Source organism: Pseudomonas sp. CC11G, from assembly GCF_056174845.1.
Genome location: NZ_JBWBZC010000003.1, coordinates 121,266 through 137,830, shown reverse-complemented (window position 1 = coordinate 137,830; position 16,565 = coordinate 121,266). Strand labels below are relative to the sequence as shown.

Here is a 16,565-nt window from a genome sequence, read left to right as displayed (position 1 = left end):
CACTGCGGTCCCTGCGCTCCGGGCTTCTTGCCTAGACGGCGCTCCGACCGATCTGGTGAGTCGAAATTAGGTTCCTTTTAGACCTTGTAGTGCGGCGCGATGAAGTCTGCTGCGCAGCAATTGCACGATCTGGAACAGGCGGTCGGCGCGTCTCATGGCTGGTCTCGATGTTGGGTTCATCGAGGCCTAAGCCTCTCCCGCAGGGGCAGGCGATCCTATGTGGGAGACGCTTTAGCCTCGATGCTTTTCAGCTTTAAGGACTATTGCCTGCACAGATATTTCTGCGCCGTGCTGGGCTAAACTGCCGCTCCTTTTTTTCCATGCTGTCGAGTTCGCCATGCGCCCTCTAGTCGCCACCATCGATCTGGCTGCCCTGCGCCATAACTACGCTGTTGCCCACCGCTGTGCGCCGGGTCGTCAGGCCTTTGCCGTGGTCAAGGCCAATGCCTACGGCCACGGCCTGCTGGATGTGGTGGCGGCGCTGGATGATGCCGATGGGTTTGCCGTGTGCTGCCTGGAAGAGGCGCAAGCGGTGCGCGAGGTAAATGCCGAGGCGCGCCTGCTGCTCCTGGAAGGCTGCTTTGAGGCCAGCGAGTACGAGCAGGCTGCGGCGCTCAATCTGGATGTGGCCTTGCACAGCCCGGCGCAGGCCGAGGCGCTGTTGTCAGCAACATTGGCGCACCCGCTGAACGTCTGGTTGAAGCTCGATAGTGGCATGCACCGCCTCGGTTTTTCCCAGGCTGCGCTGCGCGAATGGCATGGCCGTTTGGCGGGTGCGGCGAATGTGGCCGAGCTGAATCTGCTCGGCCATTTTGCTTGCGCCGATGAGCGCGGGCATGACTTGAACGAACAGCAGGTCGAGCAATTTCTTGGCCTGCTGGATCTGGATTTCGACCAGCGTTCCCTGGCCAACTCCGCCGCGCTGCTCACCATTCCGGCGGCCCATATGGACTGGCAGCGCCCCGGCATCATGCTCTACGGCGCTACTCCGTTTGCCGAGTTGAGTGCCAAGGACCTGGGCCTACGCCCGGTGATGAGCCTGACCGGGCAAGTGATTGCCCTGCGCGAAGTGCCGGCGGGCGAGAGCGTGGGGTATGGCGCCAGCTGGGTTGCGCAGCGGCCGTCGCTGATCGGCACCGTGAGTTGCGGTTATGCCGACGGCTATCCGCGCCATGCGCCGCCGGGTACCGAGGTGGTGGTGCGTGGGCAGCGGGTGCCGCTGGCGGGGAGGGTGTCGATGGATATGCTCAGCATCGACCTGACCGACGTGGCCGGTGCGCAAGTGGGCGATGCGGTGGAGCTGTGGGGCGCCCAATTGCCCGTGGATGAATTGGCGCAGCGCTGCGGCAGTATTGGGTATGAGTTGCTGACCAAAGTGACCGGCCGCGTGCCGCGAATCTACGTCGAATCGTAAAACCGTAGGATGGGTAGAGCCGTAGGCGAACCCCATCGATTCGCGTAACGATGGGTTTCGCTGCGCTCGCCTGGGCGGCCCCGCCCATCCTACGATCTAATCAAACCAACCCCGTCGGCACCTGCAGCACATCCAGAAACAAACACTGTTCCGGACTCAACGCACCATCCTTCCCGCGCATGATGCAGCCCGACCGCCCCTGGCTTTTCGCCTGGTACAGCGCTTCATCGGCGGCCTTGTACAACCCGGCGAACTGCTTGGCATGCTGCGGAAAGAGTGCCGCGCCAATGCTGATGGTCACGGCCAGGTTATTGGCGCCGTAGAGCACCGGCCGAGCCAGCTCGGTCAGTAGGCGCACGGCAATTTCCTGCGCATGCTGCTCGGCTTCCGGGCCGCTGATCACGATGGCGAATTCATCGCCACCCAACCGCGCCACCATATCGTTGCTGCGCACATGCTCGCGCAAACGCTGGCCGATGGTGCGCAGCATCAGGTCGCCGGCGTCGTGGCCGTGGCGGTCGTTGATCGGTTTGAAATGGTCGAGGTCCACCAGCAGCAAGGCCACTGACTCCTCGCGGCGATGGGCATCGGCCAGGGCGTTTTCCACGCGCTCGATCAGGTAGCGGCGGTTCGGCAAATCGGTAAGCGGGTCGTGGAAGGCGGCGTGTTGCAGCGCGTGCTCGCGCTCGCGCAGTTGCTGATTGGCTTCGGCCAATTCGGCGGTGCGCAATTCTACGGCGCGTTTGAGTTCGTCGGCGCTGGCCTGAATCTGCGACAGGCGCGCGGTCTTTTCCCGGTCGGCCTGTTGCATCGCCGTGGAGCGGTCTTGCTTGAGCGTCTGAATGCGGTAGGCCAGGGCGAAGGAGAACAGGATCGACTCTGCCGCCACTGCCAGCGGGAATACGTAGGCGTTCCAGTCCGCCGGTTGAATCACGCCGGTGGTGCGCATCAGCAGCAGGCCGGTGCTGCCCAGAATCAGGCCATAGCCGCACAGGTACAAAAACGCCGGAAAGTAGTGCTGACGCCAGCGGATAAACGCCGCGCCCAGAGCCGCCGGAATGCTGGTGAACGACAGCATGGCGATAATCCACGCCGCCGTGCCGCGGTCGCCGAAGAAGTCGATGGCGATGGCGACGATATACATCACGCAGGCCAGGTTCAGCAGGTGATGGGCCCAGCGCACGTAGCGGCGGGTTTGCATCAGGGTCTGGGTAAAGCGTGAGGCGAACAGGCCCCAGAGCGACGGCAGCACGATGCGGTCCAGCCACACCGGCACCGGGTGGTTCGGCCACAGGTACTGGAAGCCGTGGCCGGTCATGCTGACGATAAACAGCAGCGCGCCGGCGGTGGCCAGCACGTACCAGAAGTAGGCCGAGTCGCGCAGGCTGAAGAAGATAAACAGGTTGTACAGCAGCAGGGCGGTGATGATGCCGTAGATCACGCCCAGGCCGATGTTCTCGGTAGCGGCCAGTTGGCTGAGGTCATCCAGCTGCCAGACCTTCAGCGGAAAAGAGTTTCCCGCCGGGTCGTAGCTGCGCAGGTAGAAGGTCACGGGTTCTTCGCCCAGCTCCGGCAGCTTGAACAGCATGCGCCGGTACGGGTGGTCGCGGCCTTCAGCGTACTTCACCACTTCGCCGCCCTGGCGCTGCGTCCAACTGGTGTGCGGGCCGGGCAGGTACAGCTGCATATTCAGTTGGGTGACCGAGCCGACTTCCAGCCACCAGTTTTGCGGCGCGTCGCGATGGCGTTGCAGGGAGACTTTGATCCACCACGGATTGCGGCTCTGGCCGACGCTAGCTTTGCCGTTGGCCGGCACGAAGCGCTGTTGCACGGCCGGGTCGGCCATGTCGGCGACGTTCAGCTTGGCGCCGACGTCTTCCAGCAGCTCGATCTGGCCATTGAGCGACGCGCCGCTGCTGTCGCTGTCGAGCACGATTGGCGCAGCCGCAAATGCCGGGCTGCAACACGCAGCCAGCCAGGCATACAGGCACATCCGCAGAATGGTCAGCCGCACCGCAAAACTCCTTGTACCCAAGCGCTGCGGCCGGGCGATGAAAACTGCGTCGAGTATAGCCATGCCATTAGATTGTGATCACACATCATTGTGAGACTTTTCCCGTCATACATCGGGCAGTAGCTGACTGACATGGTCGGATTCTGTACATTTTTTGTGCTATATTCCGCGCCCGCGATTTTCCATGCAACTGCCATACGGTTACCCCATGCAAGCAGCCAAGCCGTTATTCGATTATCCAAAGTACTGGGCCGAGTGTTTCGGGCCTGCGCCCTTCCTGCCAATGAGCCGGGAAGAGATGGATCTGCTTGGCTGGGATTCCTGCGACATCATCATCGTGACCGGTGACGCTTACGTGGATCATCCGTCGTTCGGCATGGCCATCATCGGCCGTCTGCTTGAGGCCCAGGGCTTTCGCGTCGGCATCATTGCTCAGCCGAACTGGCAGTCCAAAGACGATTTCATGAAGCTCGGCGAGCCGAACCTGTTCTTCGGCGTCGCGGCCGGCAACATGGATTCGATGATCAACCGCTACACCGCCGACAAGAAAATCCGCTCCGACGACGCCTATACGCCTGGCGGCCTGGCCGGCAAACGCCCGGACCGCGCGAGCCTGGTGTACAGCCAGCGCTGCAAGGAAGCCTACAAGCACGTACCGATCGTGCTCGGCGGCATCGAAGCCTCGCTGCGCCGCATCGCCCACTACGACTACTGGCAAGACCGCGTGCGTAACTCGATCCTGATCGACGCCTGCGCCGACATCCTGCTGTACGGCAACGCCGAGCGCGCCATCGTTGAAGTGGCCCAGCGTCTGGCCTTCGGCCACAAAGTCGAAGACATCACCGACGTGCGCGGCACCGCGTTTATCCGTCGTGACACCCCGCAGGGCTGGTACGAAGTGGACTCCACCCGTATCGACCGGCCGGGCAAGGTCGACAAGATCATCAACCCGTACGTGAACACGCAAGACACCCAGGCCTGCGCCATCGAGCAGGAAAAGGGCCCGGTTGAAGATCCGGAAGAAGCCAAAGTCGTGCAGATTCTGGCCAGCCCGCGCATGACCCGCGACAAAACCGTCATCCGTCTGCCGTCGATGGAAAAAGTGCGTAACGACCCGGTGTTGTACGCCCACGCCAACCGCGTGCTGCACCTGGAAACCAACCCCGGCAACGCCCGCGCGCTGGTGCAGAAACATGGCGAAGTGGACGTGTGGTTCAACCCGCCACCCATTCCCATGACCACCGACGAGATGGACTACGTGTTCGGCATGCCCTATCAGCGCATTCCGCACCCGGCCTATGGCAAGGAGAAAATCCCGGCCTACGACATGATCCGTTTCTCGGTAAACATCATGCGTGGCTGCTTTGGCGGCTGCACCTTCTGCTCCATCACCGAGCACGAAGGCCGCATCATCCAGAACCGTTCGGAAGAGTCGATCATTCGCGAAATCGAAGAAATCCGCGACAAGGTGCCAGGCTTTACCGGGGTGATTTCCGACCTCGGCGGGCCGACCGCCAACATGTACCGTATCGCCTGCAAGAGCCCGGAAATCGAATCCGCGTGCCGCAAGCCATCGTGCGTGTTCCCTGGCATCTGCCCGAACCTGAACACCGACCACTCCAGCCTGATTCAGCTGTACCGCAGTGCCCGCGCGCTGCCAGGCGTGAAGAAAATTCTGATCGCCTCCGGTCTGCGTTACGACCTGGCCGTGGAATCGCCTGAATACGTAAAGGAGCTGGTGACCCACCACGTGGGCGGCTATCTGAAGATCGCGCCGGAACACACCGAGGAAGGCCCGCTGAATCAGATGATGAAGCCGGGCATTGGCTCCTACGACAAGTTCAAGCGCATGTTCGAGAAGTACTCGAAAGAGGCGGGCAAAGAGCAGTACCTGATCCCGTACTTTATCGCCGCGCACCCTGGCACCACCGACGAAGACATGATGAACCTGGCCCTGTGGCTCAAAGGCAACGGCTTCCGTGCCGACCAGGTGCAGGCCTTCTACCCGTCGCCGATGGCCACCGCCACCGCCATGTACCACTCGGGCAAGAACCCTCTGCGCAAGGTTTCCTACAAAAGCGACAGCGTGACCATCGTGAAGAGCGAAGAGCAGCGCCGTCTGCACAAAGCCTTCCTGCGCTATCACGACCCGAAAGGCTGGCCGATGCTGCGTGAAGCGCTGCTGCGCATGGGCCGTGGCGACTTGATCGGGCCGGGCAAAAACCAGCTGATTCCGTTGCACCAGCCGGCCACCGACAGCTACCAGAGCGCGCGTCGCAAGAACTCGACGCCAGCCGGTAGCCATAAGGTCGCCAAGGAAACCACCACCAAAATCCTTACCCAGCACAGCGGCCTGCCACCGCGCGCCAGCGACGGCGGCAATCCGTGGGACAAACGCGAGCAAGCCAAGGCCGCCGCGTTCGCCAAGAACCAGGAAGATGCCAAGGCTCGCCACGAAGCGGCCAAGGGCAACAAGGGGAAAGGCGGCAAGGGCGGGAAGAAGCCGGCGCGTCAGCCGGTTTTTCCGCGCTAAACCCGCTGCCCGTAAACAAAAACGCCAGCCTTCGAGCTGGCGTTTTTGTTGCTGCGCTCGCTAAGCCGTAGGAGCCAGCTTGCTGGCGAAGCTCTTGGTTTGCAGGGTTCGCTAGCAAGCTACTCCTACGGAACGAGGCTGCCCCCCCATACCTTGCCGGCATATTTTTCATGCCTCGAATTTATCGCCCAGACAGAACCCCCGTCCCATCTGCTTATTCTTTTAAGCGCTAAAAATCCAAGCTTTAATTATTTTCCTCGCAAAATCCTCGCCATTACTTTGCCTGCACGTTTTCGGCAATTCGCCGCTATGTCTTTATGCAGGAGTGTTCCCATGCGCTTTTCCCCGCTGTTTCGCCGCGCTGCGGCCTCGTCGCTGACCGTTGTGCTGGCCCTGGCGGCCAGCGGTGTACTGGCCGGCGACCTGAAGCAAATCCGCATTGCCGTGCCCGATATCAGCGCCGGCAAAACCCCGAGCGGGGCAGGCGTAGTGGACGTGCTGCGCGACCGTCAGGACCTGGAAAAAGAATTCGCCGCCGACGGCATCGAAGTGCAATGGACCTTCTTCAAAGGCGCCGGCCCGGCGGTAAACGAAGCCTTGGCCAACGGCCAGGTGGACTTCGCTTACCTCGGCGACCTGCCCGCTATCGTCGGCAAGGCCAATGGCCTGGACACCCGCCTGCTCAGCGCCACTGCACGCGACGTAAAACAGTACCTCGGCGTGCTGCCGGGCTCGGGCATCACCTCGCTGGAAAGCCTTAAAGGCAAGCGCGTGGCGATTTTCCGTGGCACCGCCACGCAGCTGTCGTTCGACGCCGCGCTGGCCAGCAAAGGCCTGACCGAGCGTGATTTCAAAGTAATCAACCTCGACTACAACGCCGCTAACGCAGCGTTAGCTGCCAAGCAAATCGACGCCACCTGGACCGGCCCGGGCGTCTTCGCCCTGCAAGCCCGTGGTCTGGCTGATGTAGCCATCAGCACCGCCGACCTCAATGGCGCTGGCAGCCTGCAAGCGGTGCTGGTCGGCACCAGCGCGTTTATCGACGCTCACCCGGATATCGTCAAACGCCTGCTCAAAGCCCAACAGCCGGCCGTTACCTGGCTGCGCAACGAAGAACACAAACAGGCCTATGTCGATCTGGTGGCCCGCCTGTCCACCTACCCGGCGAGCATTCTCAACGCCGATGCCGGCACCCAGTCGTTTGTGAAAATCTTCAACCCGCAGTTGGACCCGGAGTTCCTCGGCAACCTGCAAAACGGCGTCAACGTGGCCCTGGAGCAAAAGCTGATTCGCAAGGGCTTCGACGTTAAACACTGGGCACAACCGGCCTTCCTCGACGCCGCGCTGCAAGGCCAGGAAGCCAGCGCCGCACAGGCTTCGCGTTAAGTCGTCAGGCCGGGGAGGAGGGCTGCCATGCGCCGTATCGACACCATTGCCACCTGGGCTCAGGTGATTGTTCGCGCGCTGGAAGCCGACGGCATTGCCAGCGCGCCGCTGCTGCGTGAAGCCGGTATCGACCCGACCACGCTGCACGACGCCAACCAACGCATCGCCCAGACCAATATGAGCCTGCTGTGGCGCGCGGCACTGCGCGTCAGTGGCGATGAATGTTTCGGTTTGCGCGTCGCGCGCTGCGGTTATCCCACCGACTTCCACGGCCTGTCGTTCGCCATGCAAAGCAGCTTCACCCTGAGCGAAGCGCTGGACCGTTCCATCCGCTATTCCTCGGTGATCAGCACTTCGGCCGACATGCAAATTCAGCGGCTGCCCGGCGTTACCCGCCTGGTCTACGGCCTGGCCGAAGGGGTAGAGGTGGAGCGCATTGCCACCGAAGCCTTTATCGCCAGTTCCGTGCAATTCGCCCTGCAAACCTGGCGCGAAGCAGCGGTGATCAAGCGCGTGTGCCTCACGCGAGCCACGCCGGCCAACCCGGAACGCTGGGTGCAACTTTTGGGTTGTCCGGTCATGTTCGACGCGCCGGTCAACGCCATCGACTACGACAACGCCTGGCTGCAGGCGCCGTTGCGCACCGGCAACAGCGAAGTAGCGCGCGGGCTGGATCTGGTGCTCAGCGACTACCTCGAACGCCAGCGCCGCAGCAACCTGCCCGAGCGCGTACGCACCGTGATCGTGCGCCAGTTGCCCTTGGGCGAAGTGCAGCAAAGCAAGGTCGCCGACGAGTTGGGCATGAGCGTGCGCAACCTGCACCGCCACCTGCACAAACACGCCAGCAGCTTCAAAGACCTGCTCGACGAAAGCCGTCGGCAACTGGCAATCACCTACCTGCGTCAGTCGCACTGCTCCATCAACGAAATCTGCTACCGGTTGGGGTTCAACGAGCCGAGCAGTTTCAACCGCGCGTTTCGCCGCTGGACCGGGTGCAGTCCTGGGCAGTGGCGGCGTGAGGAGTTGACGCAAAGCGTGACGCCGGTTTTGCCGCAGCGGCTGAAACCCTCGGCGGTGATGTCGCCGTTCGCGCTAGCCGTGTAACAAACGCCGTCCCTGTAGGAGAGGCTTCTGCCTCGATTGGCCAGGCCTGGCACCAACGTTTTCAGGCCCGACCAATCGAGGCTGAAGCCTCTCCCACAAAAGCCCCCCACAGCGATAAGTTCCGCGTTGTCCATTTCGGACCATCACTTGTCCGCCAAAGCCCGCCCCAGCCGCTTCGCCCTCCCTAGTATCACCAGCCACTACCGAGATGCCGGGCCCACGACGGGACCCGCGCCGTTCTCTCAAGGAGCTGGCATGAACCGTTCACCCTACTGGCCGCAGTCGGCCCTCAAACCGTTGACCCTCGCCGTGTTGCTGGCCCTGCCTGGCGTGGTGCTGGCAGCCGAAACCGCACCTGCTCAAGAGCCTGAAACAAGCGCCGAACAGGACGCCCCCAAACTCAAGACCGTGGTCGTCACCGCCCGTCGTCGTGAAGAAGCCGCGCAGGAAGTGCCCACGCCCATCACCACCCTGACCGGCGCGAACCTGGAAACCCAGAAGGTCTACCGCATTCAGGATCTGCAACAGGCGCTGCCCAGCGTAAACGTCGCGTACGTGCACGCACGGGTATCGAGCCTGGCGGTGCGCGGTATCGGCAACAACCCGGCCAGCGACGGCCTAGAAGGCAGCGCCGGGGTGTACCTGGATAACGTCTACCTCGGTCGTCCGGGCATGGCCGCGTTCGACCTGCTCGACGTCGAACAGCTGGAACTGCTGCGCGGCCCACAAGGCACTCTGTTCGGCAAAAACACCACGGCCGGCGTACTGAACATCACCACCCGTGGTCCGACCTTTACCCCGGAAAAAACCCTTGAGGTATCCGGTGGCGAGCGTGGGTATTTCCAAACCAAGGGCTCGATTTCCGGCCCGCTGAACGACACCCTGGCCGGGCGCTTGTCGTTCTACCGCACCCGTGACGACGGCTACCTGGACAACGACTACGACAACCGCAAATTGCTTGGCGGCGAGCGCGAAGGCCTGCGCGGCCAGTTGCTGTTCAAGCCCAACGACGACTTCAGCCTGCGCTGGATCAACGAGTACAACGAAGAGAACTCCAGCAGCGGCAGCAGCGTGATCTACGGCGCCGGCAAAACCTTCTGGGACCGCGCCACATTGGTCGGCGCCAACCCCACGGTTGGCCGCAGCAATATCGACGGCCGGCAGAACGTCAGCGTGCACCAGAACGGCAGCTCGGTTGAAGCCAACTGGAACCTCGCGGGCGGCTACACGCTGACCTCCATCAGCGCCTACCGTTACTGGCACTTCAACCCGGCCAACGACGCCGACCAGCTCGATGTGTCGGTCATCAAGGACTACGGCTACGAAGTGCATGACCGCCAGTTCTCTCAGGAAATTCGCCTGGCCTCGCCCAAGGGCGAGAACTTCGATTACGTGGTCGGCGCCTACGCGTTCAAGCAGGACCTAGGCAACCGCATCTTCACCGACCTCGGCCCGTTGGCGGACTTGAACCTGATCGGTGCCAACCTCAACGCCCTGAACAACATCTACAGCGAAACCCACGGCAAGGTGGATACCGAAAGTTATGCGCTGTTCGGCCAGGGCACCTGGCACATCACCAATCGCCTGGACTTCACCGCCGGCCTGCGTGGCACCTACGAAGAAAAAACCGCCAGCGTCGAGCGCTTGGCACCGGTAGGTGGCGGCCCGACTGGCGCATTCGGCGCTGCCGTGCGCGCCTCGCAAGTGGGTGCCTACGACAGCGGCGATATCGGTCTGCACAACGCCGCACCTTCGGCGCTGCTTAGCCTGAGCTACCGCTTCACCGACGACGTACTGGGTTATGCCTCGTTGTCCCACGGCGAGAAATCTGGCGGCGTTAACCTGGCCATCGCCTCGGCGCCGACTGCCGGTGCCGACTCCTTGTTGGTCGGTCCGGAGCGCGCCAACGATGCCGAGCTGGGCATCAAGACGCAGCTGTTCAACGACCGCGTGCAATTCAACACCAACATCTTCTGGACCGGCGTGAACGGCTACCAGGCCACCTCGTACTACCAGCCGCCAGGCTCGGCCACCGGTTATCAACTGCTGACCAACGCCGGCACCGTGCGCTCGCGTGGCGTGGAATTCGAAGCGTCGGTGTTGCCGGTACGCGGCCTGACCATCAACGCCAACGGCTCGTTCAACGACGTCACGTATCTCGACTTCAAAGACGCCCCATGCCCGGCCGAAGCACCCGGCAACAGCTGCGACTTGAGCGGCGAACGCGTAGCCGGCGCCTCGCGCTGGATCGGCAACCTCAACGCCGAATACAAATTCACCCAGATCAATCGCTTCGAACCCTACGTGGCCGGTAGCTACAGCTACCGCTCCGAAGCCGAAGGCACGTTGGATAACTCCAACCTGGCAACGATTGACGGCTACTCGCTGACCAACTTCGTGACCGGCGTGCGAATCGAAACCGGCGACGGCCTGCTGGACGCCTCGCTGTGGGTGAAAAACGCCTTCGACAAAGAGTATTACCAAGCAGTCGGCACCGCCGGCAACGGCCTGTACACCGCTTCCCTGGGCCAGCCGCGCACCGCCGGCGTCACCCTGCGCTACGACTTCTGAGGTGCCCATGAGCCAACCTAAACACCTGACCCTCGGTGCCTTCCTGATGGGCAGCGGCCACCACCTGGCCGCCTGGCGCCACCCGAATTCCTACTCCGATGGCGGGCTGAACTTCGCCCACTTCAAACGCCTGGCGCAGACCGCCGAGCGCGGCAAGTTCGACGCGATTTTCTTTGCCGACAACCTGGCCATGCTCGGTGACAACGAACTGGGCAAATACACCGCTCTGGGCGATGTGTTCGACCCGTTGGTGCTGCTGTCGGGGCTGGCTACGGTGACCGAGCATATCGGCCTGGTGTCCACCGTCTCCACCAGCTACAACGAGCCCTATTTGCTGGCCCGCAAATTCGCCTCGCTCGACCACCTGAGCGGCGGGCGTGCCGGCTGGAACCTGGTGACCTCGGCGCTTGATCAGGAAGCGCAGAACTTCGGCCGCGACAAACACTTCGAACACGACGACCGTTATGAGCGTGCCGAAGAATTTATCGACGTGGCGACGGGCCTCTGGGACAGCTGGGACGACGACGCCTTCGTGCGCGACAAAGCCGCCGGTGTGTACTTTCAGCCGGAAAAACTGCACACCCTCAACCACAAGGGCGCGCGCTATCAGGTACGCGGCCCACTGAACATTCCGCGTTCGCCGCAAGGCTATCCGGTGCTGATTCAGGCCGGCTCCTCCGAGCCCGGCAAAGTGCTGGCCGCGCGCACCGCCGAAGTGGTGTTTACCGCGCAGCAAACGTTGGCCAACGCCCAGGCGTTTTATGCCGACCTCAAGGGCCGGTTGCCGCAGTACGGGCGCACGGCGGATGAGTTGAAAATCATGCCGGGCATTTCGCCGGTGCTCGGCCACACGCAGAGCGAGGCGGAGGACAAATACGCCGAGCTGCAGAACCTGGTTGAACCGCGTGTGGGGCTTGGGTTGTTGGCGGGGATGGCCGGTGGGTTTGATCTGTCGGAGTACGATCTGGATGGGCCGTTGCCGGAGTTGCCGGTGAGCAATGCGATGCAGAGTCGGCAGCATCTGTTCATCGATCTGGCGCGGCGGGAGAACCTGACGATTCGGCAGTTGTATTTGAAGATTGCCGGGGCGCGGGGGCATCACACGACGGTGGGGACGCCGGTGCAGATTGCGGATTTGTTGGAGGAGTGGTTTACCCAGGGTGGGGCGGATGGGTTCAACATCATGCCGCCGTTTTTGCCGGATGGGTTGGAGTTGTTTGTGGATTTTGTGGTGCCTGAATTGCAGAGGCGGGGGTTGTTTCGCACTGAGTATGAAGGGAAGACGTTGCGGGATAATTTGGGGTTGAAACGGCCGGTTAGTCGGTACGCTCGGTAGCGGGTTTTCCTGCTTTACCGCGTGGGCTGGGCGTTTTGTTTCGCGCCTTACGCGCGAGTCACTTTTAGCATCGCCCTAAAAGTAACCAAAAGGTCTAGCCCCCACCTTGGGTTTTCACTGCGTGAAAACTACCCTCGTTCCATCGCTGCTCCGGGGCACGCCACGACGGGCCGTCCCTGGCCCATCGTGCCTCTCGCGGCATCCATGCCGCTCAACCCCCTACACAACGATTCCACTCGGCCTGCGCTCAAGGGGCGGGCAGATCAAGATCAAAACAATCAACGGCCCCTCACCCCAGCCCTCTCCCGCAAGCGGGAGAGGGGGCAGATCGAGTGAGGTCGCCGCCCAAACGTCACCCCTCGCCCGCGTGCGGGAGAGGGGCCGGGGGAGAGGGGCCTTTGATCTTGATCTACCGCTTGTGATCTACCCGCCCCTTTAGCGCCAGGCCGAGCGTAGTCGTTGCGTAAGGGGTCGTAGCGGCCGGGAGCCGCGGAGAGGGATGGGGCCATGGATGGCCCTCAGCCCGGCCTCTGGAGCAGCGACGGAGTGAGGGAAGTCGGAGCGCAGCGGAGACCCCAGGTAGGGGCAAGCCGTTTTGGTTACTTTTTAGGGCGACTGCTAAAAAGTGACTCGCGCGTAAGGCGCGAAACAAAAAATCCCAGCACACGCGGTAATGAATACTTCCACCAAACCCAAAGCAAACACCAAGCGCGCACAAGCGCCCTCTTTACGTGCGATGCTCTGCCCCACACATCGCCATTAGCGCGATTTTGGTGCCGGGGCCCGGCAACCGGTGCCCAATCCACCGGCCTGCCCCCGGCTGGCATAAGTCTTGCCCGGCTCATAGCCCGCCAAGGCTCGCAGGAGGCACGCCGTGTCGATTCATGTCGCATTGCACCATGTAACGCACTACCGCTATGACCGCGCGGTCGATCTCGGCCCGCAGATTGTGCGTCTGCGCCCCGCAGCCATAGCCGCACGCGGGTGCTCTCTTATGCGCTGAAAGTGCTGCCGGAAAAGCATTTCATCAACTGGCAACAAGACCCCCAGGGCAACTACCTGGCGCGCCTGGTGTTTCCCGAGAAGACCGACGAGCTGCGCATCGAGGTCGACCTGGTCGCCGAAATGGCGGTGTTCAACCCTTTCGATTTCTTTCTCGAGCCCTACGCGGAAAAGATTCCCTTCGCCTACTCGGCCGATGAAAACGCGAGCTGACGCCGTACCTGGCCACTCTCGAACCGACCAAGAAATTCGCCGCCTATGTCGCCAGCATCGAGCGCAAGCCGCTGCCGACCATTGATTTTCTGGTGGCCCTGAACCAGCGCCTGAGCCAGGACATCAGCTACCTGATCCGCATGGAACCGGGCGTGCAAACCCCCGAGCAAACCCTGGTCAACGCCTCCGGCTCGTGCCGTGATTCGGCCTGGTTGCTGGTGCAGATTCTGCGCAACCTCGGCCTCGCTGCGCGCTTTGTGTCGGGCTACCTGATTCAACTGACCGCCGACGTCAAAGCCCTCGACGGCCCCAGCGGCACGACCGTGGATTTCACCGACCTGCATGCCTGGTGCGAGGTGTATCTGCCTGGCGCCGGTTGGGTGGGGCTCGACCCTACCTCGGGGCTATTTGCGGGTGAGGGTCATATCCCGCTCGCGTGCAGCCCGAGCCGTCTTCGGCGGCGCCCATCAGCGGCGTGGTGGAGCCGTGCGAAACCACCTTCAGCCACGAAATGTCGGTGGAGCGCATCTGGGAAGCGCCGCGCGTTACCAAGCCGTATACCGACGAGCAGTGGCTGGAAATCGAACGCCTCGGCCGGCAGATTGATAGCGACCTGATTGCCGGAGACGTGCGCCTGACCATGGGCGGCGAGCCGACCTTTGTGTCCATCGACGACCCCGACGGCGCCGAGTGGAATACCGATGCGCTGGGCGACAACAAGCGCAAGCTTTCGGCCGAGTTGTACCAGCGCATGCGCAAGCGCTATGCGCCCAAGGGCTTGGTGCATTTCGGGCAGGGCAAGTGGTACCCCGGCGAGCAATTGCCGCGCTGGTCGCTGAATTGTTTCTGGCGGCATGACGGCGAGCCGATCTGGCACAACCAGGCGCTGATTGCTGATGAAAACGAAAGCTACAAAGCCGATGGCAAGCTCGCCGGGTTGTTCCTGGCCAGCGTCGCCGAGCGCTTGCAGCTCAATAGCGAATTCGTTTTTCCGGCTTACGAAGACAATTTCTACTACCTCTGGCGCGAGGGCGCGTTGCCGAAAAACGTCAGCGCTGAAGACTCACGCTTGAGCGATGAAATGGAGCGCGCCCGACTGCGCAAGGTGTTCGCTCAGGGCCTGGATAAGGTCGTGGGTCAGGTGCTGCCTTTGGCGCGCACGGCGGCCAACGATGCCTGGCAAAGCGGGCGCTGGTACCTGCGTGATGAACATTGCCGCTTGGTGCCCGGCGACTCGGCGATGGGTTACCGACTGCCACTGGCCTCGCAGCCGTGGGTGAAGGCGGCCGAGTTTCCCTTTGTGCATGCGCAAGACCCCAACCAGCACTTCGCCGAATTGCCGCCCAGCGATGCTTTGCGCCTGTTGCCGGTGGAGCGCGGTGAAGCGCCGGCCAAGAATGAAGACCGCGAGCCGAAGCTGGATGAGTCGGCTTCCTGGCTGACCCGCACGGCGTTGTGTGCTGAAGCGCGGGACGGGCGCCTGTATCTGTTTATGCCGCCACTGGCCGAGCTTGAGGATTACCTGGCGCTGGTCAACGTGATCGAGGCCTGCGCCGAGGAGTTGCATTGCCCGGTATTGCTCGAAGGTTACGAGCCGCCGAGCGATCCGCGCCTGGGCAATTTCCGCGTGACGCCGGACCCAGGTGTTATCGAAGTAAACGTGCAGCCGTCTTCCAGCTGGGAGCAGTTGGTTGACCGCACCGAGTTTCTCTATGAGGAGGCGCGGCAAACCCGCCTGACCACCGAGAAGTTCATGATCGATGGCCGCCATACGGGCACCGGTGGCGGTAACCACTTTGTGCTTGGCGGCGCCACGCCGGCCGACTCGCCGTTTCTGCGCCGCCCCGATCTGCTGCGCAGCCTGATCAGCTATTGGCACAATCACCCGTCGCTGTCGTACCTGTTTTCCGGGCTGTTTATCGGCCCGACCTCGCAGGCGCCGCGCATCGACGAAGCGCGCAATGACTCGCTCTATGAGCTGGAAATTGCCTTCGCGCAGATGCCAGCACCGGGCGAGCAATGCCCGCCGTGGATCGTCGACCGTTTGCTGCGCAACTTGCTGATCGACGTAACCGGCAACACGCACCGCGCCGAGTTCTGCGTCGACAAACTCTATTCGCCAGACAGCGCCAGCGGCCGTCTCGGTTTGCTGGAGTTGCGCGGCTTTGAAATGCCGCCCCATGCGCGCATGAGCCTGACCCAACAACTGCTGCTGCGTGCCCTGGTGGCGCGTTTTTGGCGTGAGCCGTATGCGCCGCCGAAGTTGGCGCGCTGGGGCTCCGAGCTGCATGACCGCTTCCTGCTGCCGCACTTTATTCAGCAGGATTTCGCCGATGTGATTGTCGAGCTAAACAACGCCGGTTACCCGCTGCGTGCCGAGTGGTTTGCCGCGCACCTGGAGTTCCGCTTCCCGAAAATTGGCGACTACGCCGTGGCGGGTATCGAGCTGGAGTTGCGTCAGGCGCTGGAGCCTTGGCATGTGTTGGGCGAGGAGGGCGGTGGCGGCGGTACGGTGCGCTATGTCGACTCCTCGCTTGAGCGTGTGCAGGTCAAGCTCAACGGCTTGCCGCCGCAGCGCTATATGCTCACTTGCAATGGGGTGCCGGTGCCGTTGCAGCCGACCGGGCGGGTGGGCGAGTTTGTTGCCGGCGTACGCTTCCGCGCATGGCAGCCGTACAACGCGTTGCAGCCCACCATCGGCGTGCATGCGCCGCTGATTTTCGACCTGCTCGATACCTGGATGCAGCGTTCGCTCGGCGGTTGCCAGTATCATGTCGCCCATCCCGGCGGGCGCAATTACGAGACGCTGCCGGTGAATGCCAACGAAGCGGAAAGCCGGCGGATGGCGCGGTTTTTCCGACTGGGGCACAACCCTGGGCAGCTCGCTGTACCGCAGGTGCAGATTAATGACGAGCTGCCGATGACCTTGGACCTGCGCCTGCACCGAAGCTGAGTGAAGATCTCACGCCGTCCTAAGCAGGCGGCGTTCACG

General features: G+C 62.5%; 7 protein-coding genes and 1 pseudogene. 7 read left to right on the top strand and 1 reads right to left on the bottom strand.

What is annotated here, in order from left to right; all coding sequences use genetic code 11:
- The first annotated feature begins 337 nt into the window (after window positions 1–337).
- Entirely contained in the window at window positions 338–1,414 is a 1,077-nt protein-coding gene (alr, locus tag AC0V2S_RS05330) for an alanine racemase (RefSeq protein WP_475508827.1), read from the top strand.
- Window positions 1,415–1,514: 100 nt separating this feature from the next.
- Here the strand turns inward: alr and AC0V2S_RS05325 are convergent, their stop codons facing one another.
- Entirely contained in the window at window positions 1,515–3,407 is a 1,893-nt protein-coding gene (locus tag AC0V2S_RS05325; RefSeq protein ID WP_475508988.1) for a diguanylate cyclase domain-containing protein, read from the bottom strand.
- A gap of 229 nt (window positions 3,408–3,636) precedes the next feature.
- Here AC0V2S_RS05325 and AC0V2S_RS05320 point away from each other — a divergent pair, with 229 nt between their 5' ends.
- The 6 genes and pseudogenes from AC0V2S_RS05320 to AC0V2S_RS05295 all read left to right on the top strand — a co-directional run bounded on the left by AC0V2S_RS05320 (window position 3,637) and on the right by AC0V2S_RS05295 (window position 16,526).
- Window positions 3,637–5,961, top strand: a complete 2,325-nt coding sequence (locus AC0V2S_RS05320; protein WP_475508987.1) for a YgiQ family radical SAM protein — start codon at window positions 3,637–3,639, stop codon at window positions 5,959–5,961.
- A gap of 333 nt (window positions 5,962–6,294) precedes the next feature.
- The gene (locus AC0V2S_RS05315) at window positions 6,295–7,347 is read left to right on the top strand and encodes an ABC transporter substrate-binding protein (RefSeq protein WP_475508826.1); all 1,053 of its coding nucleotides are present in this window, start codon (window positions 6,295–6,297) and stop codon (window positions 7,345–7,347) included.
- Window positions 7,348–7,374: 27 nt separating this feature from the next.
- Window positions 7,375–8,451 (top strand): AraC family transcriptional regulator, encoded by a 1,077-nt coding sequence (locus AC0V2S_RS05310; protein ID WP_475508825.1) that lies wholly within the window; start codon window positions 7,375–7,377, stop codon window positions 8,449–8,451.
- A gap of 255 nt (window positions 8,452–8,706) precedes the next feature.
- Window positions 8,707–11,022: a TonB-dependent receptor gene (locus AC0V2S_RS05305; protein WP_475508824.1), complete on the top strand. Its 2,316-nt coding sequence runs from the start codon at window positions 8,707–8,709 to the stop codon at window positions 11,020–11,022.
- Between the two features lie 7 nt (window positions 11,023–11,029).
- Window positions 11,030–12,358: an LLM class flavin-dependent oxidoreductase gene (locus tag AC0V2S_RS05300; RefSeq protein WP_475508823.1), complete on the top strand. Its 1,329-nt coding sequence runs from the start codon at window positions 11,030–11,032 to the stop codon at window positions 12,356–12,358.
- An 874-nt stretch (window positions 12,359–13,232) separates the two neighbouring features.
- A pseudogene (locus AC0V2S_RS05295) lies at window positions 13,233–16,526 on the top strand (transglutaminase family protein).
- Window positions 16,527–16,565: the final 39 nt, after the last annotated feature.

Bases quoted from the DNA above. Each gene is read 5' to 3' on its own strand.
- alr (WP_475508827.1), top strand. From the start codon at position 338: ATGCGCCCTCTAGTCGCCACCATCGATCTGGCTGCCCTGCGCCATAAC.
- AC0V2S_RS05325 (WP_475508988.1), bottom strand. From the start codon at position 3,407: ATGTGCCTGTATGCCTGGCTGGCTGCGTGTTGCAGCCCGGCATTTGCG.
- AC0V2S_RS05320 (WP_475508987.1), top strand. From the start codon at position 3,637: ATGCAAGCAGCCAAGCCGTTATTCGATTATCCAAAGTACTGGGCCGAG.
- AC0V2S_RS05315 (WP_475508826.1), top strand. From the start codon at position 6,295: ATGCGCTTTTCCCCGCTGTTTCGCCGCGCTGCGGCCTCGTCGCTGACC.
- AC0V2S_RS05310 (WP_475508825.1), top strand. From the start codon at position 7,375: ATGCGCCGTATCGACACCATTGCCACCTGGGCTCAGGTGATTGTTCGC.
- AC0V2S_RS05305 (WP_475508824.1), top strand. From the start codon at position 8,707: ATGAACCGTTCACCCTACTGGCCGCAGTCGGCCCTCAAACCGTTGACC.
- AC0V2S_RS05300 (WP_475508823.1), top strand. From the start codon at position 11,030: ATGAGCCAACCTAAACACCTGACCCTCGGTGCCTTCCTGATGGGCAGC.